Source organism: Methanolobus sp. ZRKC2, assembly GCF_045291185.1.
Taxonomy (GTDB): Archaea; Halobacteriota; Methanosarcinia; order Methanosarcinales; family Methanosarcinaceae; genus Methanolobus.
In genome coordinates this window covers 2,605,972-2,630,532 of record NZ_CP146980.1, presented here as the reverse complement: position 1 = coordinate 2,630,532, position 24,561 = coordinate 2,605,972, and the positions used below count along the sequence as shown (strand labels likewise).

Genomic DNA, 24,561 nt, shown 5'->3' with positions numbered 1-24,561 from the left:
TTACACCCCCATAGCAGCCATGAGGCTGGTTATCTGTTCTGAATTTGTCAACATCATATCTAGCACCGGGCTTGGATTAAGTCCGAAGTACAGTATGAGTATTGCAATGATTCCCATTGACAATGTCTGATAACCATTGATATCAACAATTGTACCGAGTTTTTCATTGAATACACCGAACATTGCCCTCTGCAGAGCCCACAAGTGGTATGCTGCGGTTATCACGATTGCAAGCAATGCGATTATCACATAAGCCGGCAGGTTCACAAAGGAGCCTGCAAGGACAGATACCTCTGCAACAAAACCGCTGAGACCTGGCAGACCAAGGGATGCCATGAAGGTCAACACCATGATGACTGCCAGTTTTGGCATCTTCTGTGCAAGCCCTCCAAGGTCATTGATTATCCTTGTACCTGCAACCGTGTTAATGACACCGCTGGCCATAAACATAACACTCATGATCAAACCGTGTGAGAACTGCTGGAACATCGCTCCTGATATAGAAAGTGAAACCAGGCCAGCTGCACCAAGAAGTACGTATCCCATGTGACTTACACTGGAATAAGCAATCATTCTCTTGAGGTCTCTCTGTGCGAGCGCAAGGAATGCACCGTATATTATACTGATTGCACCAAGTGCTGCCATTATAGTTATCATCAGATTAGTTGATGCTGTGAATGGGAGCAGTGGGAGCATTATCTTGAAGATACCGTATCCACCGATCTTGAGCATTACAAAGAGCACACTGCCTGCGGTAGGTGCCTCGGTATACGCATCGGGTTGCCATGAATGGAATGGGAATACAGGGATCTTCACGATAAAACCGAACAGCAATGCAAGGAAGATGAGATCCTTCAACGTACCGGATTCAATGAACTGGAACTGGGACAGCAGAGTTGGAATATCCAGGGTTGGTGTTCCTGTCATGTCCCAGGCTGCGAAGTACAGTCCGAAGATTCCGAGCAGCATTACAAGAGATGCTACGTGGGTGTAGATGAAGAATTTGATTGCTGCGTGGTGTTTGTTGGGTCCACCCCAGATGCTCACCATAAAGAAGAGCGGTATGAGGGTCAGTTCCCAGAATATGTAGAACAGGAAGAAGTCCAGTGCTGCAAATACACCAATGACCGCACCCTCTGTTGCCAGAATGAGTGCATAGAACTTGTTTGGTGACTTCCTGTCGTCGTTCCATGTGAAGAGTATCAGGAATGGAAGTACGATTGCATTGAGAAGTATCAATGGCATTCCGATTCCGTCAACACCAAGATGATAGTTTATACCGAGGGATGGTACCCACTGGTACAATTCTTCAAATTGGGTATTTGCTGTCGTACTGTCGAAGTTGAAGTACATATACAGTGTAAGTATCAGTACTGCAACTGTGGTTACAAGGGCTATTGCTCTTGCCTGTTCTTTTGTTTTTGTAAGTAAAGTAAGTGCTGCGAATATCAGAGGTATCAGCACGATCAAAGATAATATCGGCAACATCAGAGTACCTCCAGAATCACTTTGATAAGGACTATCAGCAGACCTACTCCTGCCACCACATAGGTTGCATAGGTCTGTATCACTCCAGTCTGGAACTGACGCAGTGAATCTCCTGCCTCGAGTGTGAAGTCGCTTATCCAGTTAACAGTCCAGTCAAATCCGGTATCTATCGCACGGCCTGCACATGCAAGGCCTTCATAGATGACCTTTACAGAGAAGAAATCCGTGTAGATCGCATTCTGGTAGTATCTGTTGTAAAGAAGCTTGTATATCGGATTATTCCTTGAAACAAGGTTATCCATGTTAACTATCTTCATTCCGTATATCAGGTAAGCAACCACAAGACCTGCGACTGCAACTATCACTGGCATCCAGAGAATGAGCAGTGGCTCATGGTGCGCTCCGTGGGAGAGGTGATATCCTCCCATCTCTGCAAGTGCCGGGATGTCCATATGCACGAAGTCGTTAACAAAGGTCTCACTGACGAATTCGTAGAAGGTAGTTCTGGTAAGACCACCAAAGAACAATGCGAACAATGCAAGGATTGAGAGCGGGATAGTCATTGATATAGGTGACTCATGTCCTCCGTAATCCGTACGTGGCTTGCCGAAGAATGTCATGAAGACCAGCCTGAATATGTACAGGGAAGTCAGCAATGCTGCAACGATAGAGAACAGGTATGGCAACCACATTCCACTTCCCTCAGCAAAGAGGTATGCACTCTCGATAATAGGATCCTTACTGAAGAAACCACTGAAACCAATGATTGTACCAGGTATACCGAACCCTGCAAGTGAAAATGCTGCAATGATCATTGTTGCTGCCGTTATCGGCATGACCTTGGCCACACCTCCGAGCTGCCTCATATCATGAGTACCTACTGCATGGATAACGCTACCGGCACACAGGAAAAGAAGAGCCTTGAAGAATGCGTGGTTGATCAGGTGGAAGAGTGAAATACCGACTGCTTCTGCGCCTATCGCAGCTCCGACACCAAGACCGAGCATCATGTAACCGAGCTGGCTGATAGTGGAGTATGCAAGTACACGCTTCAAGTCATTCATTACTATACCCATGGTCGCTGCGAAAATCGCTGTGAAAGCACCGAGGTATGCAACTACCAGCAGGGAGCTTGGTGCTGCTATGAACATCGGGAACGTCCTTGCAACCAGATAGACACCGGCTGTAACCATTGTTGCTGCGTGGATGAGAGCTGAAACGGTCGTAGGACCTTCCATTGCATCAGGAAGCCACACATGAAGCGGGAACTGACCTGATTTACCTACCGCACCACCGAAGAAGAGCAGTGTTATGATAGTAATGTGACTCACTTCCATTCCGAGGATGTTTACATGCATTGCTGCAATTTCCGGAATTTGAGCGAATATCTCATCGAACCTGAGTACGTAGACACCATCGGGAACTGTGCCACCGTAGATCTTGAAGAGATCTGCGAAGAGTATGACAATACCTGCAAGGAACATCACGTCACCGACCCTGGTTGTCAGGAACGCCTTCTTTGCCGCACTGGCAGCGGAAGGCTTCTGGTACCAGAAACCGATAAGCAGGTATGAACATACACCTACAAGTTCCCAGCAGATAAAGAGCTGCAGTATGTTGTCTGAAAGAATCAGACCCAGCATTGAAGCTGTAAACAATGCAGTCTCTGCAAAGTATCTGGAAGGTGCTTTGTCATGTGACATGTAGCCTGTCGAATATATGTGGATAAGCAGACTGACAAATGTCACCATTGAGAGCATTACAGCTGCAAGCGGATCGATAAGAATACCGATATTAAACATCGCAAACCAGCTGTAAGACTGATTAATAACTTCTTCAGGATTCTGAAGCAGGTTTATTGTTATGAGCAGGGATATCACACAAGATGTCGCGATCGCTGCTATAGGAATTATCGCACCGCCGGTAGGCAGTTTCTTCCCGAGGAAGAAGGTCAGCACAAAGGCAAGTGCGGGTAATAGTGGTATTAAGAATGCTAAATCTTCAACTGCCATTTTTACCACCTCAATACGTTAAACGCGTCAAGATTGATAGTGTCCTTCATCCTGAAGATTGCCATGAGTATCGCAAATCCGATTGCAGCCTCACATGCTGCCAATGCTATGGAATACATAGCAAATACCTGACCGGTAAGGTCTGCATTGTAGCTTGAGAATGCAACAAGATTGAGATTTGCAGCATTAAGCATAAGCTCGACACTCATCAGCATGCGGATACCACTGCGTTGAGTCATGAACCCATAGAGACCTATGGAGAAGATGATAACAGCAAGTCCTATGTATAGTTCAACCGGAATCATTGCTTACCATCTCCTTTTGCCATGTAAATAGCACCCATCAGTGAGGACAACAGTACGATCGAAAGAATCTCGAAGGGTACCACGAAATCAGTGAATATCAGTACTCCGATTCCCTCTATGTTACTCTGGTCGGCAAGGTTCTGTGGGAGTTGGTCAACAGATGGCCAGCTTGAAAAGAACACTGATACCAGGACAACAGCCAGGAACAGGAATGCTACTATCATTCCCATTATACGTGGCCTGAAGAAGTTGTATACCGATGTTAGAACTTTCATCGGGGTAAATGAAATTGAAACCTCGTCATTCAACATCTGAACCAAACTCCTTCTTTGTAAGCATAACTGCGAACAGGATCAGTACTCCTATTGCACCGACATATACCAGTACCTGGACAACACCAAGGAACTGTGCATTGAGCAGTATATAGAAAGCTGCAATAACAAACATTGCAACTACCAGCGCGATTGCCGCCCTTACTACATCTTTAGAGGTCACTACAAAGAGTGAGAACACTATCGATACGAGTGCCAGAATCGCAAAAATGATTAATTCGATTATTGTGCCTATTGAGGTGTCCATCTGCTCACCTCCTCTCCTGCTTCTTCTTCAGCATTAATGTCAACTTCTCTCGCCAGCATATCAGGCGTAAAGAGAAGGTCCTTGTGGTTCCAGCGAATGACACCTGTCAGATACACCTTTGTGCTTGACAATGCCTCTTTAGGACACTGGTCGATACAAAGACCACAGAAAAGACAGTGGCCGACATCTATTGCAGGGAACCACCTCTGCTTGTTACTGTCAGGACCTATGCGTGCCCTGACTATCTTGATAGCATTGTTGGGACATGTGTTGGCACATATTCCACAACCTATGCATTTACTTTTATCAAGTTTCTGTAAGCCCCTGAACCTGTCTGAAAGCTTTGTAGGAACTTCCGGACACATTCTCGTAACAGGAGGGCCGAAATAAATGTTCTTAACGGCTTTAATTACATTTTTGATAACCATCTATTCACACCCCCAGCAAACCCAGTCCGATTACCCATCCGAGGTTAAGGAGGGATAAGGGCAGAAGTCTCTTCCAGCTAAGGTCAACCACCTGGTCGATCCTGAACCTTGGGACAGCCCACCTGACCATGATAATTCCAAGAATTACCAGTGCTACCTTCAAAAGGAAGAAAGCTGTCGGGAGTATCAGACCAAGTACAGGGTTAGCAGTCAAAGCTGCAGGCAGGTTCCAGCCACCTAGGAACAACAATGTAAGGAGCATTGAGCCAAGTATCAGGTGAATATATTCTGCGAAGAAACAGTAACCGAATCTCATACTTGTGTATTCGGTCATCCATCCGGCAATGAGCTCTTCCTCGGACTCATTCTGGTCAAAGGGAAGACGACCCATGTCTGCCATAAGAGCAATGAAGAACACAATGAATCCCAGTGGTTGCTTGATTATAAACCAGAGAGGACTTTGTGCTTCTGCGATCTCTACAATATTCAGTGAACCTGCCATTACAGCAACACTTACGATACAGATACCGAGTGGAACCTCGTATCCGATCATACGTGCAAAGTTCCTGAAAGCACCAAGAACAGAGTATTTATTGTTCGCACTGTATGCGACCATGAAAATACCGATTATAGAAATAGCCGACATGGCTTCAATGTAGAGGATACTGATATCCATTTCTGTTGCCACTATCGGGTAACTCACACCATCTATTATTACTGCACCGAAGGGAATTGCCACCAGCATGAGGAAAACAGATGCCAGGAGGACAATAGGTGCGGAGACAAACAACAGTTTATCGGCATTTTTCGGGATAATATCTTCTTTCGTGAACAGCTTGATAGCATCGGCAACGAGCTGGAGTAATCCGTGAGGACCTACCCTCATAGGACCATATCTCTGCTGGATATCTGCAGAGAGTTTACGCTCAAACCATATGACTACACATGCACCTGTGAAGACGACACCCATGAGACACAGACCAATAATAGCTCTTACTAAAGGATTGAAAAGAATTTCCGGTAATTCCATAATAATCACCTGTCAACCTCACTGGTACATGTGTCCATACTTCCGGCAATCGCTACAATATCTGCAACCTTGACACCTTTGAGAAGTGGTGGCAATGTCTGCAATGTAGGGTATACCGGTCCTCTGACCTTCACACGGTAGGGTTTGTCCGATCCATCGGATACCATATAGAATCCCATTTCTCCTCTTGGGTCCTCCACACGATGGAAAACCTCTCCTGCGGGGATTCTCATGACCGGTGATCTCTTGCCATACGGAGTATCCTCCGGGAAGAGTGGTCCTGATGGCATCTGGTCAAGGCACTGTTCAATGATGTACATGCTTTCACGCATCTCATCCAGACGTACCTGGATTCTGGCGTAGACATCGCCGGCTGTCTCTGTGCATACCTTGAAATCAAGGTCATCGTAAACAAGATAAGGTTCATCCTTACGTATGTCAAAAGGAACTCCTGTTGCCCTGAGTGGTGGTCCAGACACTCCGAGATCCTTTGCTACATCTGCTGTGAGTACACCTATATCTTCAGTTCTTGCCTTGTAGATCTCGTCGGTACTATACAGCTCTTCATAATTATCAACAGCCTTCCTCAGGTTTCCAAAGACGTACTTTACATCGTCCTTAAAGCCCTCTGGAAGATCATCCTTTACACCACCAAAACGCAGGTAACTGTGTGTGATACGTGCTCCTGTAACGGAGTCAATAAGTGACATCACATCTTCCCTGTCCTTGATGGTATACATAAACATACTCACGAATCCAATAAAGGACGCATACTCCCCCATACCAAGTATGTGGCTCTGTAATCTGGAAAGCTCTTCCATGATCACACGGATGTACTGGGCTCTTTCAGGAACTTCTATGCCTGCAAGTTTCTCAACACAGCCAACGTATGCCTCTTCATTGGTCATCGCTGCAAGATAACAAATCCTATCCACGATGGTAATACCCTGAAGATATGTCTTGTTTTCAAGGATCTTTTCAATACCCTTGTGGATAAAACCCATTTCTACCTCAGAGTCCACAACGGTCTCACCCCTCAACTTCGCATTCAGCCTGAATGGGCCTGGCAGCATGGGATGTTGTGGGCCAAGGTGCACAATCATTTCAGAAGGTCCAACTTTTTCATCCATAATTAAACCTCACACCAAATTCCTGGCAGTCTTGTTGGGGAAGCCTTCGTAATCCTTACGAAGTGGCCACTCACCGAGCATCTCTGTTGGAAGAACAAGAGGTCTAAGGTCAGGGTGGTTAAGATACTTCACACCAAACAGTTCGTACGTTTCTCTTTCGTACCAGTTCGCATTCCAGTATACAGGTACTACGGATTCAATCTCCGGGTTATCCCTTGGAAGGAGAGCCTTCATGGTGAGTACAACCGGGTGTTCGTAAGAACCTATTATATATATTACTTCGATCTCGTTCCTGTCCGGATAGTCAACTCCGAATTCACAACAAAGGTGTCCGAAAGACAGGTCTTCCTTGAGGTAGCGGCATACTTCCACTACGTTTTCAGGCTTCACTTTGGCAATAATCCTGATGTCTGATTCGATACCTGTATCAAATATGTCATCAGGGAACTTGCCGGTGAGTGAAGCAATAATAGAATTAGCATCCATTGATTCACCTCAATAATCAGTACCCTTATCCTTCTTTGCTTCAATTTTCTTCTGAAGCTCAACAAATCCCTGGATCAGGGCTTCACATCTTGGAGGACATCCCGGAACAAAAACATCTACAGGGAATATCTCATCGACATTCTGGTGGGTACTGTATGACTCATAGAAAGGTCCGCCACTGATCGCGCAATCTCCAAAACATATGACCCACTTTGGTGCAGGCATCTGGTCCCAGACTCTTTTCAGGGCTGGCAGGTATTTCTTTGTCACATACCCACTGATGATCATTACATCAGCATGTCTTGGGGAGTTACGTGGAATAATACCGAAACGATCAGTATCATAGTGTGCCATACCTGTGGCAAGGAGTTCCACACCACAGCAACCCATTGCGTTTACCATGAACCACAATGAATTTTTCCTACCCCAATTGAGGACGTCCTGAACTTTGGTCTTTTTGAGGAAGTCGGCGAGGGCATTCGAGTCGGTGAGTGCTACACCCGGAACGTCATCGTATCTTACGACTTCAGGTTCAATTTGCTCTACATCATCCATTTAAGAGCCTCCTTCTTCAACAGGTAGACGTAGCCGAACAATACAACAAAAATAAAGACCAACATTTCGACGGTTGCTATCTCGGTAATTCCATGCCCTTGGAAAATAGTAGCCCATGGATAAAGGAACAGGACTTCTATATCAAAGAGAACAAAAGCAATGGCATAAAGATAATACTCGACATTGAACTGTATCCTCGCATCTCCTATAGGGAGAGAACCAGCTTCGTATGTCTGATATTTTGCTGCGGATTTACTCCTCGGACTCAACATTTTTACAAGAAACATTGTCAGGGGAGGCATCACTAATGCCACAACAAGAATGATTGCAACCGGTATGTAACTAAATATTATGTTACTGATATCGATTATTTCTGACATAACAATTCTCCTGAGAGTTATTACGTAGACTTATTATATGTATAAAACACCTTCCGTGCAGTTTTTCATATAAATAAATCTACAATTTTATGAAACAAATCATATCTTTTGATATATTTTTCAATAGACTGAGTTGGATATTAGTTGATATTAATTCATTATATTTAAATTGTAGCAATTAAGGCATTAGAACTCAGAAATTCAGGTTTGAATAATGAATACATAAAAAAATTAAATTATGACTTCTCCAGAAGATTAAAACTTGATTCAAAAGCATAACAAGAATTTGAAAAACACCTGAGAATAAATTTCTATAGCTGAAACATTGCTACTTCTTATAGTGGGTAAGATCCCGGGAAGCACCCGGAATCTTTAAAATCCACTCCTTGTTATGTGCCTGGGTACCACCTTTAGGCCAAGCACTACCTGCAATGCAGGTAGAATCAATATGCATGCATGATACTTAAATTTAATCTTTAACTGTAAATTTTGAATTTAACAATAGATTATTTAGTTAATTAATACAATAACATCCATACATGAAAGAAGCAAAACACTACACTCACATAGTACTCGTAGGAATCTCCGCAGAAAAAATGATAGCCAGTCTCAGGCAATTCCCGGTACACAAGATCGTAACTGTGACCCATTGTGGAGATGAAAACAAAACTGACATACAAAATTCAATTAAAAAGCTCACACAAACATTCGAAAGCCTTGAATTCGAAAAACATAACATAGAGACTGAAAACATTCTGACTGCGTCTATGCAGCTGTTAGATATTATCAAACAAGAAACCCGAGATGATACTGTAGTAAAAGTAAACATTTCATGCGGATTGAGAAACATTGGGGTTTCTGCTTACATTGCTGCTTTCGTAAGTGGTATTTCGATCTACAGCGACATACCTGAACACGAAGATGAAGACACATACATACTAAAAGGTATATTGGACCTTCCTCCTATTCCCATAAAAGATCTAAGCAGAGAACAGATGGACATTCTTGAAAAGCTTGAAGACGGAGTCGATTCCATGGATATACTTATATCACGTATGAAACCGAACCACGTAAAAAATAGCAACAAGCTCGGACGTGAGCGATCAAGGTTAAGCCATCATATAAAGAATCTGAAAAATGACAGGCTTGTAGAAACCGAAAAATGCAACCGATGTCTTGTGATAAGAAGAAGTGAACTCGGCGAGATATATTTCAAAGGAAAAAAGATAAAGGACATGCAGTCACAAAAAAATAAGAAGTGATCTGGACCCGGCTTCTGATAACACTTCACGAGTGTTGCCGAATCAGACCTGCTTTGGCGAATAATATTTCTTTATTACCGTATCACATTCAGAACATGAGACCACAAGCCAGTCCCCATGATTGTACTGAGCATACTTCTCAAAAATGGAAGAGCCACATGTGGGGCAAACATAGTATTCCTTGAAGTAATAATGATAGAACTGTGGTGTACCCTCAAGCCAGTCCAACACCTTCTGCATATGCTCGAAATAACGCTGTTTAGATGGGTGATTATTGTTCTTTTCAATAGCCTCTGAAATACGATTACCGACGTCCTCGGTATGCTGATGTGATTTCTGTGTAATCTTTTTGTAGTCCGAAATGTACTTGGTTGTACTGTTGAGATATCTTAGGTAACCTTCGTGTGCCTTGGGAATATTCCTGCGGATGGTACGTACGAAGTATTCACCCATGACATCTTCCATGATGTCCACACATACAGTACATATATTGTACCCTTCGTAATGCTTGAAGTCTTGCAGATCTCCACAAATTTTGCAGGTTTCCATAAGTTTATCCTCTCCCTTGAATTACCTAGAGATTTTTCGGGGTAAGAGCCTCACGGGTAAACATTATGGGGAAAATATTCAGCACCGCAAGCAGGTCACCTTCCCTAACCCTGCCATTTTCCTGGCCCAGCAGATAAGCATACTTGATTATACGCTCACTATCTACAGGCTTCGCCCCGCCTTTAGCTCCCACCTTGATCAATGAAACCATCGCGTGGTGCGTGAAGGTACATGGAATTGCCACCATATCAGGCTCCACGGAAATTTCTTTTACATTGACCCTTTTGAACTCACCTGCACGAATCTCAAGGTCTTCCTCGGAGATTACCATTTCCCATTTGGCACGGGTGGCTATGGTGAACTCATAAGGTGCTGCCTTAACCTTTTTGGAAACCAGTTCGCCATTGTCCCTTGATACAACCTGGATCAATTCTTTTCTCATTTCATCACCAAAAATGTAACTATCATGTTAGTATAAATAGGTTTTGAGCAATTATCACGAATAATCATGATATCTAAGAAATAAGAGGTTTTTTATGTATCGAAAGGCTCTTTTCTTTATGGCACTTCGTTGTCAGAATACTATCTGATTTTTTAATGCCTTTCATATTACTAATAGGAACAAGAACATTTTTTTTCAGGGAATGAACATCGAAGGTCTGAACTTTTAAAAGCAGGTCATAAGGCTCCAGAAGTTCATAGATTTCCAGAATATCATCAATGCCGTTTAATTGCTCGATAACACTTGCACTTGTGTTTGGCTCAAGAGTAATCCCAATGAAAGTCGTGATATTGAACCCGACAACACCAGGATCGACCTTTATGGTGAACTCTTTTATTATACCGGAGGAGTGCATTTTCTCGATCCTCTTGTGCACCGTGGAAGTAGCTACCCCTAATTCGTTAGCTATAACAGTGCTATGCTTCCTGCAGTTGTCGGAAAGATGTTCCAATATGGCAATATCGACCTCATCCATGTGAATACTAATAATCAAAGTTAATAATATATTTTTCTATTTTCCTCGTTTTAAGAATATTTTTTGATACGAATTAACAGATAAATCTGAAACAGGTAGAAATAGCGGAAAACTAATTTTGCTGAATTTGAAACAGCAATTTCATAACAATAACTCTAATCCGGACAATAATCCTTTTATTGTTAGTCCTTTTATAATAAAGAAAGTCCGGTGAGGTTACATGAAAATTAATGATCATTGTGTTGGATGCGGACAATGTGCCGCATTTTGCAAATTTGATGCCATTGTGGTAAAGGGCAGGGCAAGCATGAACGATAGTTGTACAGAGTGCGGCATTTGTGCGGCATATTGCCCATTAAAAGCGATAGAGGTGTGAAATGAAGGCAATAATAATCGGTTCCGGGCTGGGAGGACTTCTAAGCGCAGCCAAGCTTTCAAATTCCGGGTACGAAGTAGAGGTATTTGAACGTCTTCCATTAATCGGTGGAAGATTCACGAACATACCTTTCAAGGGTTTCCAGCTATCAACAGGTGCACTGCACATGATACCGCATGGGCCTTCCGGACCACTTGCAAGACTGTTAGCAGACATAGGTGCAGAAGTAAGCATCGTGCGTAAAAAACCAACAGCAGTTATCAGGATACCCAGGAAAAGAGGAGATACCAGCTACAAATTCGGACATAAGGACCTCCTGTTTGAGGATTTCAAGGTACCTTTCTCCCTGACAAACCGTATCAAACTTGCTTTCTACATAATAACTACAAGGAAGAATCCTCCAAAGGAAGGTTCCTTTGCAGAATGGTGTGCAAAACATATTGAACAGGACTGGACTCACAGGATATCCAATTCTTTCTTCGGCTGGGCACTCAGTCTAAGATCCTCAGACGTACCTGTGGAAGAAGCATTTGAGATAATTGAAAATCTCTACAGATACGGAGGTGCAGGCATACCTGTCGGAGGATGCAAAGCAATCACGGATGCACTTACCGATATTGTACTTGAAAACGGAGGAGCCATACACACATCTGCAGAGGTCACGAAGATAATTACGGAAAACGGGAAAGTGACAGGCGTAGTAGCTAACGGACAGGAATACAGTTCAGACCTCGTTATAAGTGACATCGGACACTCAATAACTGCAAATCTGCTGAATATTGAATCAGAAAGTCTGGAAATCCAGAATTATATCAATCAAGCAAAAGAACTGAAATCTTCTGCCGGCATCAAGATTTGCCTTTCTTCGGACAAACCACTCATAGGGCATGGCGGAGTACTGCTTACACCATACGCACAGAGGATCAACGGAATTAACGAAGTAACCAATATCGATCCAAATCTTGCACCCGCCGGAAAACACCTCACAATGTCACACCAGTGTGTCCGTTGGGAAGACCTGGACAAACTTGAAGAAGAAATCGAACTCGGGATTCAGGACCTCGAGGATATTTTCACAGGGAAAGAATATGAAGTGCTCCTCATCCAGTCATACTCCAATGACTGGCCTGTAAACAGGTCATCCTCAGGCACAGATCTGACAAACAGTACACCAATTGAAAAACTTTTTGTGGTGGGTGACGGAGCAAAGGGCAAAGGAGGCATTGAAGTAGAAGGTATTGCCCTTGGTGTGGAGCAAACCATTGAAGAAATACTGGGGCATTGATGCTCCAGCTTTTTAACTCATTCTTTTTTTACCCAGGAGTTTTATCATTTCCCTTCCGAACGCAGAAAGGTCATGAGGGCCTCTGGAAGTAACCAGGTTTCCGTCGACCACAACTTTCTCATCATAAACCTGTGCACCGGCGGCTTTCAGGTCATCAATAATTCCAGGCCAGCTTGTAGCTTTTCGTCCTTTTATAACTCCCGCAGAAATCAGCACCTGAGGACCATGACAGATTGCTGCAACAGGCTTATTCTCCCTGAAAAAATACCTTGTGATAGACAGTGCATGATCATCAAGACGCATTTTCTCAGGACCCTTGCCACCTGAAATTATCAGAAGACCATAATCTGAAGGATCTACATCAGCAAAAGTTACATCAACGTCTGCGGAATAGCCATGTTTTCCTTTAATTTTTCCTTTTTTCATAGATGCTATCCGCACATCTACTTCTTCCTCTTTCAACCTGTGGAAAGGATAGAAAAGTTCCAGATCTTCAAAGCCATCTGCTCCGAATAACAATGCTTTCAAAATACCATCTCCCATACTTGTATAGAAGTAATCGGATCAGATAGAACATGTAGATTATGCCTGTACCGAAAACACAGGCAACTGTACGGCATCCACTCAGAAATTATCGTTGCGAGCTCATTGTTTCAGAACAATAGTCCTTATTAGTATTTATACAGTCTTTACTAATTTTTATTAGGACAAATGTGTCTTAAGTAAGCCCTCCTTTCATAGATGCTTTGCAGTTGAAACATAATACCCGAACTCTACCGGGTACACAAAGCTGCAAGGCGTCTATACAGTACGGTAACTCCACTGCGCTTTCTCTTAATCAGGGTTTTGGGAGATGACCACAGCCACAGCTTCTTCCAAGGAAAGCTGATATCCTGTGCTTGAGGTCATGGACTTCCTCGTGAGACATAGTCGCAAGAAGATCACGATGCTCGCTTTCAACATGCTCGAACATTGTTTTTTCAACTTCTTCCATATCGTATCCCATAGCCATGTAACCACAATCGCTGATGCCTACATCGCTACATTTAACCATTCTAACCTTCATTATATTTGCTCCGTTCCATAGCTACAAAATTCAATGAAAGTAGTAGGATATAAACTTAGTTTTTTAGTTTCTTATCTCGGAAATAGACCGACAAAAACCTGATTCGAGTACTTCGTCTGGAAGGTTGGAATCATAATTTTTACCTCTCGATTGTGAATACGATTGAAATGTTCATAACACCGGCATAGCAACCTTGGCCTGGCCCATGCAATCCTGCATAATCAACAGGAATTTTTCAGGAATTACTTGCACGTTTGCTGGTTCGTCATGTATCGTTTATACTGGACCATCTACGCCGTAATTTGTCTGTAAAAAGTAAGGATTAGAGTTTCCTAATATGATTTAAAGCAATGTAATAATCTTTTTTATGGGTTTAGAGGAGACACGAGAGGGTTCTGACATGGATTATAAGTTGACAGGTACCGGAATAGTCATCCTGCTTCTGATAGCAAGCATTGCAAGTATGGGCTGTGAATCAAGAAGAGAACAGATAGAGGCCATACAAGACACGGATATCTCAGTCAGTGATATCGAAATAAACGAAGTCAGTTCGGATATCATCGACCTGAATATCACCCTGGACATATTCAATCCTAATGATGTTACTGCCAGGCTTGAGAGAATGAATTACACTATCTATGCAAACAATGTGCGCCTGGGAAGCGGAAGCTTTGAAGAACCTGTCGAAATACCTCCCAATGAAGGAAGAAGGACATCGACAAATTTTGTCGGGCAACCGACATCAGTACCTGCCGCAGTCATAAACGCTTTGTTGAAAGGTGAAGTCGTGTGGAGTGTTGAAGGAACGGTGTTTTTTGACACACCCCTAGGAACATTAGAACAATCGTTCTCCGGAAATTTTTCTGAATCGGAGGATACCGCAGAATCAGAGAATGCCACAGAATCAGAGAATACAACGGAATCAGAAAACACTTCGGAATCAGAAGAAACTTCTGATAACGTAGTAGAGGATGATGGTGGAATTTACTGAACATGAAAGAAAATAGGCATTCTTCGTAGAACTAAAGGAGTAATTTCAAATGAATTCCAATATAAGCGCTTGCATGGTTGTCATTTTGCTTCTCTTGGCAAGCTTTGCAGGCCTGGGCTGTACGTCCACAGATGAACAAAACGAAGAAAACCAAACACAAGAAGTAGATATTGAAGAAAATGTTCAGGCTTTGAGAGATACAAATGTTACATTTGAAGATATTACGATCAATGAGATCAGTACTGATCAGATTGACCTGACAATCACGGTTTCCATCTTTAATCCTAACGATGTCACAGTAGAGCTTGAAAGAATGGAGTATGACATCTATGCAAATGATGTGCGTATCGCAAGTGGAAGCTTTGAAGAGCCACTCGAAATACCGCCAAATGAAGAAGTAACAACATCAACGACCGTTGTTGCACCGATATCAACAGTTCCTTCAGCAATCCTCGGCATTCTAACAGAGGGAGAAGCAAACTGGTCGATAGAAGGAACGATGTACTTCAATACACCTGATGGAACAGTGGAGCAAACATTTTCCAGAGAGATTGAGAGAGAAGGAAGAACATGAATTTTTTCAAGACAAGCAAAAATGGATCGGGAGCCAGTATAAATCTCCCATCCTATTACAAACCAGGTCTGGACGGCATTTCAATTATGGACCTAATAGCAAGTTTGTTCGGATATGGAAAACCATCTTACGTACTGATATAAGAATTGAAAGGGGGGCATTGACATAGAGGAATTCGATAGACCGCTTGGAGTCACAATACTTGCCATCATAGCAGGTATTATGGCAGTAGTCGAAATCCTGACAGCCCTCAATTGGCTGGGTCTTCTTCCCTGGTTAGGACCCGGACCCTCTGTCCGTACATTCAACCTCTGGTATGCTTTCCTGTATGCACTGCTGGCCTGGGTATATATCTGGCTGGCACAAATGCTGTGGAAGGTAGATGCCTCCGCCTGGATATTCCTGGCTGTAATAACAATATTCAACCTGATGGTTGGATTCGTGGCAATAATAGCTGCCGGCATACCAACAACAGACCTGACAACCCTCTCCCTGATATTTAACGGCCTGGTACTCATCTACATAATGCTTCCAAGTACGAGGGACGCATTTGGAAAAGTATGGGTACACGGAAACTGAAAAGAAACGGTGCAATCAGCCATATACTACCTCACAATCCAGACAAATCCGACCAGGCTGCATCAGAAAACGGGTAATGGATATTGAAGATTTTTGTTCATGGCATTCAATCAAAAGGAAGTGAAATGTATATGGAAGAAAGACCGATAGGTGTAACAATCCTGGCAATACTGGCTGGGCTCTTGTGTTTGATAAATATAATTATAACTCTCCGGTTTCTTGGCTTTTTCCCCTTTATAGGGCCTGTTGATGTTCGTATATTCAATCTATGGTACGCGCTACTCTACGGCCTGCTGGCTTATATATGGTTCTGGGTAGCCAAAATGCTCTGGGAAGTGGATCCACAGGGATGGATGTTTCTGCTTTTTGTCTCGATCCTGAGTCTTAGCTTTGATTTTGTTGTACTAATCACAGGTGGTTCCTGGTATGATGTAAATGCTTCAATTATACTGAGTGCATTGATCCTTATTTATGTCATGCTGCCCGGAACCAGGGAAGCTTTCGGAACAGATTGAAATGTATATTTCCGAGGCGGGACACGAAACTGTAAGAAAACCGAACTTCAATCGGCTTACATTTTCTTTCCGCCAACCTATTTATCCTGCCCTTACAATAGTTTAGCAGGGATCATGAAGGTAGATAACTTAAAATCCATGCTGGTGTTCAGTGCAAGAGAAGAAGCTGCTTTCAACCGGTTTGATCTTCCACGGGACGCTTTCTATCCTATGCTGCTCTCCCTGAAGATCGGCGGAGCATGGAGCTACTCTGCAGAACACCTTAAAAGTATCTCTGTTATGAAGGTCTACACTGCCTATGATGAAAACACGAAGACAGGCAATACAATCGAAGAGATTTATCTGCTTATAGACCCTGAAGTTGTAGCCAAAGAAGGACACGTAGACCGCCTGGAAAAATGCGGCAACAAAGCAGAGAGAGTATTACTTACCAGACCTCATTCTATAGCCCTCAGGGCAAGGAAAATCCTGATCGCAAAGGTAAGTACCGAAAAGAGAAAAATATTTCTTCGAGAGATCACTGAGAAAGTTGTTATGTTCACCGGTCCTTCTGCCTACTATGCGGCTCATGAGATGGAACATCTGGAGAATACCGAGGTTGAGGGATTACCAATGTGGTCTTTTGAATACGTGCTTCAGGAAGATGAAAAGGTTCAGCATAAATTTCAGCATAAATAGTGGGCCAAAAGCAGATTTCAATTGAACATGCGCTCAAAATTAAGGAAAAACATATTTTTAAAAATTACAGCAAAGTAATTATTTATATACCATTATATAAGTATTTATAACAATCGTGCCTTTTTGCCGATTCAGATCATTATTCAGAATATGACCGAGGTTACTGAAGCAAGGTGTTATTATGGGAATGATGGACGAAGTCAAAACAAAAAAGAAACTTAAAGCTGCTGAAACCTGGTTCAAGATGGCTGAGAATGCCAAGACCGAGGAAAAACAGATCGAATATTACACCAAATCTCTGGATGCTAACCCTTATAACGCCGAGGCATGGTTCAGAATGGGAAGGGCCATGGAGAAAATCGGACACTTCAACGATGCACAAAAAAGTTTTGACCATGCCATAGAAATTGATCCTGATTATCAGGGCCTGATCGGACGAAAAACAAATTCTGTCGAATCCTCTGAGTTTTCTGGTGAGACGAATGATTTTCCCGAGTTGTCGGAAGTCGAGGATACATATCAGACAGCAGAAACAGATGATGAATGGATAACTGAGAATCCTGAAAGTGAAAATACCGGTTTCAATCCTCCAATTGGTGATGAATCAATTTTCTCAGGTATCGGATCAAATAATGAGGAAGAAGTAGCTCACGATACATTTTCTTCTGCCGTAGCAGCACCAGATGACGATAATCTTTCAAAAAACATGGTTCATGAAGCAGAACAGGAAATGACTTTCACTACGACCTCCGGAATGGAAGAAGAAGCTGTTGCACCGGTTTCCGGCAACGAAACAGCTTTCAGGAGCGTTAACACCTCTGATCCGGTCAGCTCATATGTATCTGATGTAAAGGAAGAAGCAAGTTTACCGAAGAGTGAAGAGATGGAAATTCCTGCAAAGAAATCAAAACCTGATAGATTGTATACTGAAAGTGCGACAGTTTCTGAAACAGGTGTATCTGGTGGTATCAACATCGTAGACATAAGAATTCCTTTGAATGAAACCCTCAGGTTCTGGTTGATTGGCATCGTTGCAATAATCATAGCATTCAAAATACTGGAATTTATCTGATAGAATAATTGCATAGTATGGGATGAGCCAGTGTCTGCAAACCAGTAACAGACAATGGCGACTCTTTTCTGGAGAATTTAATTAATTTAATTGTTAGCCTGCTTACTAGAAAATTTATATTAGACTATACTGGAAGTAGTGTAGACAAAATAAAAAGTTGAGTTTGCCTAGTTCAAGCAAACAGTTTTTTCTTCAAGCTCATCAAAAAAAACATCCACTTCATACTGGAACTTGTCGCGTTCACGCAGTCCGTGCAATGCTTTGTGATATTCGTGCATATATTCCATATTTTCCCTCCTACATCTGTCAAAGAAGACCATTTTTCCTGATATTCGATTGTTCATAGAGAGAGCATAATTCTCTCTAATGTACCACTATAGATTTTCAAATATAAATAGATAATTTCAATAATAAATAGTTATACCTAATAGTAAATAGTTACAATTCCGCATTTTTATATACCCTTACAACAATATAATTGATGCAAAGGATAACATCCTGTGTACGGCTGAAAACAAGAACGAATATCAGTACGAGAGACATGGATCTAATTACCTTTGACGGCTCATGCAGTCCGAATCCGGGAGGCTGTATGGGAGTGGGTTGGGTAGTTACACTACAGAACAACTCACATTCAATACTCGGAAACGACCGCCTTGACAAAAAAAATAGCAACAGCGCTCTTTTTGCAGAATATCTGGCACTTAAAAAAGGCATGCTCGAATACGTAAATGCCGATGGCCAGGGACCTCTGACTGTAATCGGGGACAGTCAGACGGTAATTTACCAGATGCGAGGTATCTATCCTATAGAGAACCATGAAATACGAACCATATATGAAGATATAAGCTCTATAATCAGGCAATACGAATTAGACATATATTTTCGATGGGTTCCGAGAATACAGAACCAGAAGGCTGACAGATTGTCTAAATCAAAGCAAAAAGTCCATATGGAATACCCCAATGACAGGAAATGCATCATAGACATTGATATCGCACCCGTATCAAACAATCTCAGGCGCAAGATATCATCAATGAACTCAACTCCTTTCCCTACAGTAAAAATGTTAAAAAGGCTGCATCCCGGCTCCAAGGATCTTTTTTCCGAAATGGAGCTTCCAGAACTTCGAGAGATGGCCGGGAAGTACGCTGCAGAAAAAGCTGCAAATGAATTCCCTGGTAAAACGGACAGGAGCAAGTATTTCCAAGCCCAGTCACTGAGATGGATGCTTCGGGGGCTGGCAGTGGATCTCTCCATACACAAAGTAAGGTTCGATTCCGAAAACAAGAACAACTCTAAAAAGAGTAGAAAGAAAAAAAAGAACCAGAAAAATACAAATGCTTCAAAATCTGCAGGTGGCAGATCCAAGTATTATCTTAACAGGCGGAGTTTTGCATTTTAATCCCCTGAAATTCTTTTTTTAAAGGAATTGTTTGCAGGATAAATGTTCACGGAGAAAAGAACATCTATCCTTATCTAGAATGAAAGCAAAGAGTTCTGTGATGTTTGGTCGGTTCAAGTATTCTGATGAAGTTTTTTATGGAGAGGTCAGTAATGGGATTGTCAGTTCCCGTGAAAATGATGGAAAAACCTACGAAATAGAAGAAGTGGAAATCCTTCCTCCCAGTATTCCCACAAAGATCGTATGTGTGGGTCTGAATTACCATGACCATGCAGTTGAACTTAACATGAAAGTCCCCGAAGAACCCATTATTTTTCTTAAGCCCCCCTCTGCCCTGATTGGACATGGAGGAAAGATAATCCATCCAAAATACAGCCAGAGAGTAGACTATGAAGCCGAACTTGCAATAATTATAGGTAAAAAATGCAAGAGTATAAGTTATGAACGGGCTTACGATGTAATTGCCGGATTCACATGTTTCAATGATATCACGGCCAGGGATCTCCAGAACAAGGATGGCCAGTGGACAAGATCCAAGAGTTTTGACAGCTTTGCACCAGTGGGACCTTTCATAGTTCCGGCAGAAGATTTTGAAGCAGATAATGCATCCATAAGTACACGAGTCAACGGAGAAATAAGGCAGGATTCAAATACTTCTAATCTTATCTTCGATGTACCTTATCTCATTGAATTCATATCCGGGATAATGACACTGGAAGTAGGCGACATAATAGCAACAGGCACCCCTCCCGGAGTAGGTGAGCTCAATCCGGGCGATCTTGTGGAAGTTGAAATAGAGGGAATTGGAATTTTAGGAAACGAGGTTGTATAATGCTTTTCGATCAGATTAACAAGGAACTTGAACTTGCAGAACGTCATTTAATGGTCCTGAAGGTTGTAGTTAAACGTGGTCCTATCGGAATACTGAAGCTCGCAGAGGAAACAGGCATGCCTACCCATAAGGTACGTTATTCTCTTCGTGTCCTTGAACAGGAACAATTGATCAAACCTTCATCACATGGTGCCGTCGCCGGCGATTCTGTGGAACAATTCGTATCTGATTTTGAAATAGATATTTGCGATGTAATCTCCAAGGCAGCCCACATCAGGGAAATTGGCAAGCCTTTGTGAGCACAGGTTTAAGTCAGGTTCTTACAATTCACCTAGTGTATTGTGATCAGGAAACAAATTAGAATTTATCTTAATTGATATTCCATTTTTTCGGAGAATACAGATGACTTTAACCGAGGATGACAAAAAAACAGTGGAGAAATATGCTCTCCAGAATGCAGTAAAATACGGACAGGCCCCTCAGATCGGAGCTGTTATGGGCCGTGTTATGGGAGAATGTCCCCACCTGCGTTCCAAAGCAAAGGAAGTAACTCCCTTTATTCAGGAAATACTTGGCGAAGTTTCAAAAGAAACACCAGAACAATGGCAAGCCAGGCTTGAAAAAATAGCCCCGGAACTTATTGAGGAATTATGTACCAAAAAAGAACCTGATAAGGGCTTGAAAGACCTGGATGTTGAAGAAGGCCAGCAGGTTGTAATGCGTTTTGCTCCAAACCCCAACGGTCCGCCAACACTTGGAAGTACCCGCGGTATTGTTGTGAACTCCGAGTACGTAAAGAAATACGGTGGCAAGTTCATTATACGCTTTGATGACACAGATCCACAGACAAAACGCCCGATGCTTGAAGCCTACGACTGGTACATTGATGACTGCAAATGGCTTGGGGCCGACCCTGATGAGGTAGTTATTGCCTCTGACAGAATTCCCATATACTATGACTATGCCAGAAAGCTCATAGAAATGGGACATGCATATGTCTGTTTCTGCGATGGTGCCGACTTCAAGAAATTCAAAGATGCAAAACAGGCCTGCCCTCACAGGGACACAAGCCCCGAAGAGAACCTTAAACATTGGGAAAAAATGCTTTCTGGAGATTACGAGGAAAAATCTGCGGTCCTGCGCATCAAGACTGATATCCGGCACAAAGATCCCGCACTAAGGGATTTTGGTGCATTCAGGATCGTCAAGACTCCTCACCCCAGACCGGATGTTGCAGATAAGTATTGCGTCTGGCCATTACTGGATTTCGAAGGTGCCATTGAGGACCACGAGCTCGGTATGACTCATATAATAAGGGGCAAGGACCTGATGGACAGTGAAAAGCGCCAGAGCTACATATATGGCTATCTGGGATGGACATATCCAAAAACCACCCACTGGGGCCGTGTGAAGATACATGAGTTCGGAAAATTCAGTACCAGTGGTCTGCGCAATGCTATTGAGGAAGGAGAGTATTCCGGCTGGGACGATCCGCGCCTTCCAACCCTGCGTGCCCTGAGAAGACGTGGCATAATGCCCGAAGCTATCCGCAAATTCATGATCGATATGGGTGTTGGAGAGACAGACATCAGCATCAGTCTCGATACACTTTATGCCGAGAACCGTAAGATCATCGATCAGAAGGCAAACAGGTATTTCTTCGTATGGAACCCGGTAAGCATTGAGATTACAGGTACAGAGCCCCGCACTGTGACCCCACCACTTCATCCAACTGAGAAACGCGGAAACCGTGAGATAAGTGTTGGTTCGGAACTGTGCATATGCAAAGACGACGCGGATAAGCTTTCCATTGGTTCAAAGATAAGATTGAAAGATCTCTACAACATTGAGATCACCTCCCTTGAACCTCTGCAGGCAAGTTACCTTGATGATTCCATTGAAACTGTCAAGAAAGAAAAAATGAGAATCATCCACTGGGCTCCGGTGGATGGAGTACCTGTAACAGTACTCTCACCTGATGGCACGTTCCAGGGTACAGGCGAAAGGCAGATAGCTACAGAGCTTGACAATGTAGTCCAGTTTGAGAGATTTGGGTTCTGCCGTATAGATGATGTGGACAAAGAAATTGTAGCTTACTATACGCATAAATAGAAGGGAATCTGAAAAATTCCCTCTTCTTTTTGACTTAAAAGAAAATGAACTGGTTCTAAAAAACTCGACATTAGAACGATTTTCCAATATCATGAATATGCTTTTGAACAGCGGCCATATCCACTGAACTTATAGCTATTGAAATCAATAAAAAAAATTTCCATAAAGCAGTGAATTGGAAAAATTCAAAGATATTGTCGAGTCAGCCTGTACATTCCTGAACCATTATCTTTGAAGCCATCCCCTTCCCAAGAGCATAACTGCATCCGTTCAACTCAACGATAAGAGAACCCATATTGTCTCTTTTGATCTTAAGGAAAGAATTCTCTATAAAGCCCATGGAAATAAGGCGATCCATCAGTGAGCGACCTGCATTAATAGAAACGATCTTGATAACTTTACCTTCCGGCATCATCGCCAATGGCATAATCGGAGCCATTACTTCACCTCTTATTTTAAACGCAAATATTGTTTTTCCACGGTTCTGTCATTTTAGCCTACTTCATCCAGATAGTAGGAATGCCTAATAATACTTGATAACTCGATATAGTGTTTAATAGTATATATGTATTCCTGAGTACGAACAAAAATTGACTAGAAAACAAATTCACTTGATTTAGTAACAGAAAGAATTTAAAGAATAGTTCGTATCCATAACCCATGCCAAAGGACATGAAGAAAGTATCTGCTCCGGAACTTGTGATGGGAGTACGGAATATGGCTTCCCTGACAGCATGCAAGGATCATGCTGATGCTGTCTATTTCTCTCTTGACAGGCTGAGTCTGAGATCCCGGGCACAGGAGATTACATCCGAAAACCTGGGAGAATTCGTTGAGAATATACACAAATACGGGCTAAAAGGATACATGGCAGTAAATTCTGTTATCTACCCGAATGAACTTTTGGAACTCAGTGATGTAATGGAGACCGCAGCATCTGCAGGAGTAGATGCTGTGATTGTATGGGATCCTGCGGCAATAATGAAAGCAGCCGCAAATGACCTTAAGATACATATATCCACCCAGGCAAACGTCTCAAACCAGGAAACAGTCAGGTTCTACGAGTCAATGGGAGCGAGTAGGGTAGTGCTTGCAAGGGAACTGAGCCTGGAACAGATAAGGGACATCAGAGAAGATACTGACTTAGAGCTTGAAGCCTTTGTACATGGCGCCATGTGCCAGGCAGTATCCGGCAGGTGTTATCTTTCAGCATACTTGTTGGGAAAATCCGGCAACTGTGGAGAATGCAGCCAGCCTTGCAGATGGGAATGGTCACTGCACTCTGATAGCGGCAAAAAAGTGGACATCGAGGGAAAGTACCTCATCAGTGCAAAGGATCTCTGTATGATAGAACATATACCCGAGTTGGCCAGGGCAGGCATCAATTCTTTTAAGGTGGAAGGAAGACTGCGCAATCCCGGATATACATCTTCTGTTTCAAGATGCTATCGTAAAGCTATTGATGATTACATTAAAGGTACATATACATTTGAAACCGCAAATTTCATGAAAAAAGAAATGAGTTTGCAATACAATCGCGGATTTTCCACCGGCTTTTACTTTGGATACCCCGGACCTGAAGGACTTGCCTGCGACCACGATATGAACGCTTCTCCTGTTAAGAGACAGGCTGTGGGGGTAGTAGACAATTTCTTCCCGAAGAATAATGCTGCAGCAGTGAAGCTTCTGGAACAGGGACTCAAAGTAGGAGATAATATCATAATAGAAGGCAACACCACATATATCGAGCAAGAAGTATCTTCCCTGATAGTTGACGGAGAAAAGGTCCTTTCCGCAGAAAAAGGACAAGAACCCGGGCTTGCTGTGATTGATAAAGTCAGGAAGAATGACCGTGTGTTCAGGATAGAAAGAAAATTCCTTGACTGACAACATAG

31 protein-coding genes are annotated in these 24,561 nt (G+C 42.8%); 14 read left to right on the top strand and 17 right to left on the bottom strand.

Translation table 11 applies throughout. The features are described 5' to 3' along the window. From fpoM to fpoA, 11 genes are read right to left on the bottom strand one after another with little or no spacing between them, the layout of a single operon-like run. The gene (gene fpoM, locus V7O62_RS12645) at positions 1-1,488 is read right to left on the bottom strand and encodes a F(420)H(2) dehydrogenase subunit M (RefSeq protein WP_406656691.1); all 1,488 of its coding nucleotides are present in this window, start codon (positions 1,486-1,488) and stop codon (positions 1-3) included. Then, positions 1,488-3,500 carry a F420H2 dehydrogenase subunit FpoL gene (fpoL, locus tag V7O62_RS12640; RefSeq protein ID WP_406656690.1) on the bottom strand — a complete coding sequence of 671 codons (2,013 nt, stop codon included), beginning with the start codon at positions 3,498-3,500 and terminating at the stop codon, positions 1,488-1,490. Before fpoL ends, fpoM begins: the two co-directional genes overlap by 1 nt. A 2-nt stretch (positions 3,501-3,502) precedes the next feature. Beyond that, positions 3,503-3,805 carry a F420H2 dehydrogenase subunit FpoK gene (gene fpoK / locus V7O62_RS12635; protein WP_406656689.1) on the bottom strand — a complete coding sequence of 101 codons (303 nt, stop codon included), beginning with the start codon at positions 3,803-3,805 and terminating at the stop codon, positions 3,503-3,505. Then, complete coding sequence (gene fpoJ / locus V7O62_RS12630) at positions 3,802-4,116, bottom strand: F420H2 dehydrogenase subunit FpoJ (protein ID WP_406656688.1); 315 nt, start codon at positions 4,114-4,116, stop codon at positions 3,802-3,804. Before fpoJ ends, fpoK begins: the two co-directional genes overlap by 4 nt. After that, the gene (locus V7O62_RS12625) at positions 4,106-4,384 is read right to left on the bottom strand and encodes an NADH-quinone oxidoreductase subunit J (RefSeq protein ID WP_406656687.1); all 279 of its coding nucleotides are present in this window, start codon (positions 4,382-4,384) and stop codon (positions 4,106-4,108) included. Before V7O62_RS12625 ends, fpoJ begins: the two co-directional genes overlap by 11 nt. Continuing rightward, on the bottom strand, positions 4,369-4,812 hold the full coding sequence (gene fpoI / locus V7O62_RS12620; protein ID WP_406656686.1) for a F420H2 dehydrogenase subunit FpoI: 444 nt from the start codon (positions 4,810-4,812) through the stop codon (positions 4,369-4,371). Before fpoI ends, V7O62_RS12625 begins: the two co-directional genes overlap by 16 nt. A gap of 4 nt (positions 4,813-4,816) precedes the next feature. Then, positions 4,817-5,842 carry a F420H2 dehydrogenase subunit FpoH gene (fpoH, locus tag V7O62_RS12615; protein WP_406656685.1) on the bottom strand — a complete coding sequence of 342 codons (1,026 nt, stop codon included), beginning with the start codon at positions 5,840-5,842 and terminating at the stop codon, positions 4,817-4,819. A gap of 5 nt (positions 5,843-5,847) precedes the next feature. Next, on the bottom strand, positions 5,848-6,972 hold the full coding sequence (fpoD, locus tag V7O62_RS12610) for a F420H2 dehydrogenase subunit FpoD (RefSeq protein ID WP_406656684.1): 1,125 nt from the start codon (positions 6,970-6,972) through the stop codon (positions 5,848-5,850). A 9-nt stretch (positions 6,973-6,981) separates the two neighbouring features. Continuing rightward, the gene (gene fpoC / locus V7O62_RS12605) at positions 6,982-7,458 is read right to left on the bottom strand and encodes a F420H2 dehydrogenase subunit FpoC (RefSeq protein ID WP_406656683.1); all 477 of its coding nucleotides are present in this window, start codon (positions 7,456-7,458) and stop codon (positions 6,982-6,984) included. A 9-nt stretch (positions 7,459-7,467) separates the two neighbouring features. Continuing rightward, complete coding sequence (gene fpoB, locus V7O62_RS12600; RefSeq protein ID WP_406656682.1) at positions 7,468-8,013, bottom strand: F(420)H(2) dehydrogenase subunit B; 546 nt, start codon at positions 8,011-8,013, stop codon at positions 7,468-7,470. Further along, complete coding sequence (gene fpoA, locus V7O62_RS12595; RefSeq protein ID WP_406656681.1) at positions 8,001-8,393, bottom strand: F420H2 dehydrogenase subunit FpoA; 393 nt, start codon at positions 8,391-8,393, stop codon at positions 8,001-8,003. The genes fpoB and fpoA overlap by 13 nt, the downstream gene beginning before the upstream one ends. Before the next feature lie 539 nt (positions 8,394-8,932). On the opposite strand from fpoA, the gene V7O62_RS12590 reads away from it, so the two are divergent. Beyond that, entirely contained in the window at positions 8,933-9,655 is a 723-nt protein-coding gene (locus V7O62_RS12590) for a DUF6293 family protein (protein WP_406656680.1), read from the top strand. Positions 9,656-9,697: 42 nt separating this feature from the next. On the opposite strand, the gene V7O62_RS12585 is transcribed toward V7O62_RS12590, so the two are convergent. From V7O62_RS12585 to V7O62_RS12575, 3 genes are all read right to left on the bottom strand, one after another. Next, positions 9,698-10,204 carry a hypothetical protein gene (locus V7O62_RS12585; RefSeq protein ID WP_406656679.1) on the bottom strand — a complete coding sequence of 169 codons (507 nt, stop codon included), beginning with the start codon at positions 10,202-10,204 and terminating at the stop codon, positions 9,698-9,700. A gap of 25 nt (positions 10,205-10,229) precedes the next feature. After that, complete coding sequence (locus V7O62_RS12580; protein ID WP_406656678.1) at positions 10,230-10,646, bottom strand: DUF22 domain-containing protein; 417 nt, start codon at positions 10,644-10,646, stop codon at positions 10,230-10,232. A 73-nt stretch (positions 10,647-10,719) separates the two neighbouring features. Next, on the bottom strand, positions 10,720-11,181 hold the full coding sequence (locus tag V7O62_RS12575) for an Lrp/AsnC family transcriptional regulator (RefSeq protein WP_406656677.1): 462 nt from the start codon (positions 11,179-11,181) through the stop codon (positions 10,720-10,722). A gap of 220 nt (positions 11,182-11,401) precedes the next feature. On the opposite strand from V7O62_RS12575, the gene V7O62_RS12570 reads away from it, so the two are divergent. Both V7O62_RS12570 and V7O62_RS12565 read left to right on the top strand, forming a co-directional pair. Then, entirely contained in the window at positions 11,402-11,557 is a 156-nt protein-coding gene (locus tag V7O62_RS12570; protein ID WP_406656676.1) for a 4Fe-4S binding protein, read from the top strand. 1 nt (position 11,558) lies between these two features. Continuing rightward, entirely contained in the window at positions 11,559-12,842 is a 1,284-nt protein-coding gene (locus tag V7O62_RS12565) for a phytoene desaturase family protein (protein ID WP_406656675.1), read from the top strand. 12 nt (positions 12,843-12,854) lie between these two features. Here V7O62_RS12565 and V7O62_RS12560 read toward each other — a convergent pair whose 3' ends face one another. Further along, positions 12,855-13,370, bottom strand: a complete 516-nt coding sequence (locus tag V7O62_RS12560) for a type 1 glutamine amidotransferase domain-containing protein (protein ID WP_406656674.1) — start codon at positions 13,368-13,370, stop codon at positions 12,855-12,857. A 310-nt stretch (positions 13,371-13,680) separates the two neighbouring features. Beyond that, positions 13,681-13,908: a DUF1059 domain-containing protein gene (locus V7O62_RS12555; RefSeq protein WP_406656673.1), complete on the bottom strand. Its 228-nt coding sequence runs from the start codon at positions 13,906-13,908 to the stop codon at positions 13,681-13,683. A 400-nt stretch (positions 13,909-14,308) separates the two neighbouring features. On the opposite strand from V7O62_RS12555, the gene V7O62_RS12550 reads away from it, so the two are divergent. The 10 genes from V7O62_RS12550 (at position 14,309) to V7O62_RS12505 (ending at position 22,666) form a co-directional block, all read left to right on the top strand. Beyond that, the gene (locus V7O62_RS12550) at positions 14,309-14,899 is read left to right on the top strand and encodes an LEA type 2 family protein (RefSeq protein WP_406656672.1); all 591 of its coding nucleotides are present in this window, start codon (positions 14,309-14,311) and stop codon (positions 14,897-14,899) included. A gap of 49 nt (positions 14,900-14,948) precedes the next feature. Then, positions 14,949-15,473: an LEA type 2 family protein gene (locus V7O62_RS12545; protein WP_406656671.1), complete on the top strand. Its 525-nt coding sequence runs from the start codon at positions 14,949-14,951 to the stop codon at positions 15,471-15,473. Positions 15,474-15,695: 222 nt separating this feature from the next. Next, the gene (locus V7O62_RS12540) at positions 15,696-16,052 is read left to right on the top strand and encodes a hypothetical protein (protein WP_406656670.1); all 357 of its coding nucleotides are present in this window, start codon (positions 15,696-15,698) and stop codon (positions 16,050-16,052) included. A gap of 131 nt (positions 16,053-16,183) precedes the next feature. Then, a complete protein-coding gene (locus V7O62_RS12535) occupies positions 16,184-16,567 on the top strand; it encodes a hypothetical protein (RefSeq protein ID WP_406656669.1) in 384 nt (127 codons plus the stop codon). 114 nt (positions 16,568-16,681) lie between these two features. After that, the gene (locus V7O62_RS12530) at positions 16,682-17,245 is read left to right on the top strand and encodes a hypothetical protein (protein WP_406656668.1); all 564 of its coding nucleotides are present in this window, start codon (positions 16,682-16,684) and stop codon (positions 17,243-17,245) included. 181 nt (positions 17,246-17,426) lie between these two features. Further along, positions 17,427-18,317: a tetratricopeptide repeat protein gene (locus tag V7O62_RS12525; RefSeq protein WP_406656667.1), complete on the top strand. Its 891-nt coding sequence runs from the start codon at positions 17,427-17,429 to the stop codon at positions 18,315-18,317. 481 nt (positions 18,318-18,798) lie between these two features. After that, positions 18,799-19,722 (top strand): ribonuclease HI family protein, encoded by a 924-nt coding sequence (locus V7O62_RS12520; protein ID WP_406656666.1) that lies wholly within the window; start codon positions 18,799-18,801, stop codon positions 19,720-19,722. A 100-nt stretch (positions 19,723-19,822) separates the two neighbouring features. Beyond that, positions 19,823-20,554: a fumarylacetoacetate hydrolase family protein gene (locus tag V7O62_RS12515; protein WP_406658300.1), complete on the top strand. Its 732-nt coding sequence runs from the start codon at positions 19,823-19,825 to the stop codon at positions 20,552-20,554. Continuing rightward, complete coding sequence (locus tag V7O62_RS12510) at positions 20,554-20,853, top strand: hypothetical protein (protein ID WP_406656665.1); 300 nt, start codon at positions 20,554-20,556, stop codon at positions 20,851-20,853. Before V7O62_RS12515 ends, V7O62_RS12510 begins: the two co-directional genes overlap by 1 nt. 103 nt (positions 20,854-20,956) lie before the next feature. After that, a complete protein-coding gene (locus V7O62_RS12505; protein WP_406656664.1) occupies positions 20,957-22,666 on the top strand; it encodes a glutamate--tRNA ligase in 1,710 nt (569 codons plus the stop codon). A 202-nt stretch (positions 22,667-22,868) separates the two neighbouring features. On the opposite strand, the gene V7O62_RS12500 is transcribed toward V7O62_RS12505, so the two are convergent. Next, positions 22,869-23,105: a ferrous iron transport protein A gene (locus tag V7O62_RS12500; protein WP_406656663.1), complete on the bottom strand. Its 237-nt coding sequence runs from the start codon at positions 23,103-23,105 to the stop codon at positions 22,869-22,871. Positions 23,106-23,326: 221 nt separating this feature from the next. Here V7O62_RS12500 and V7O62_RS12495 point away from each other — a divergent pair, with 221 nt between their 5' ends. Then, the gene (locus tag V7O62_RS12495) at positions 23,327-24,553 is read left to right on the top strand and encodes a peptidase U32 family protein (protein ID WP_406656662.1); all 1,227 of its coding nucleotides are present in this window, start codon (positions 23,327-23,329) and stop codon (positions 24,551-24,553) included. Positions 24,554-24,561 lie beyond the last annotated feature (8 nt).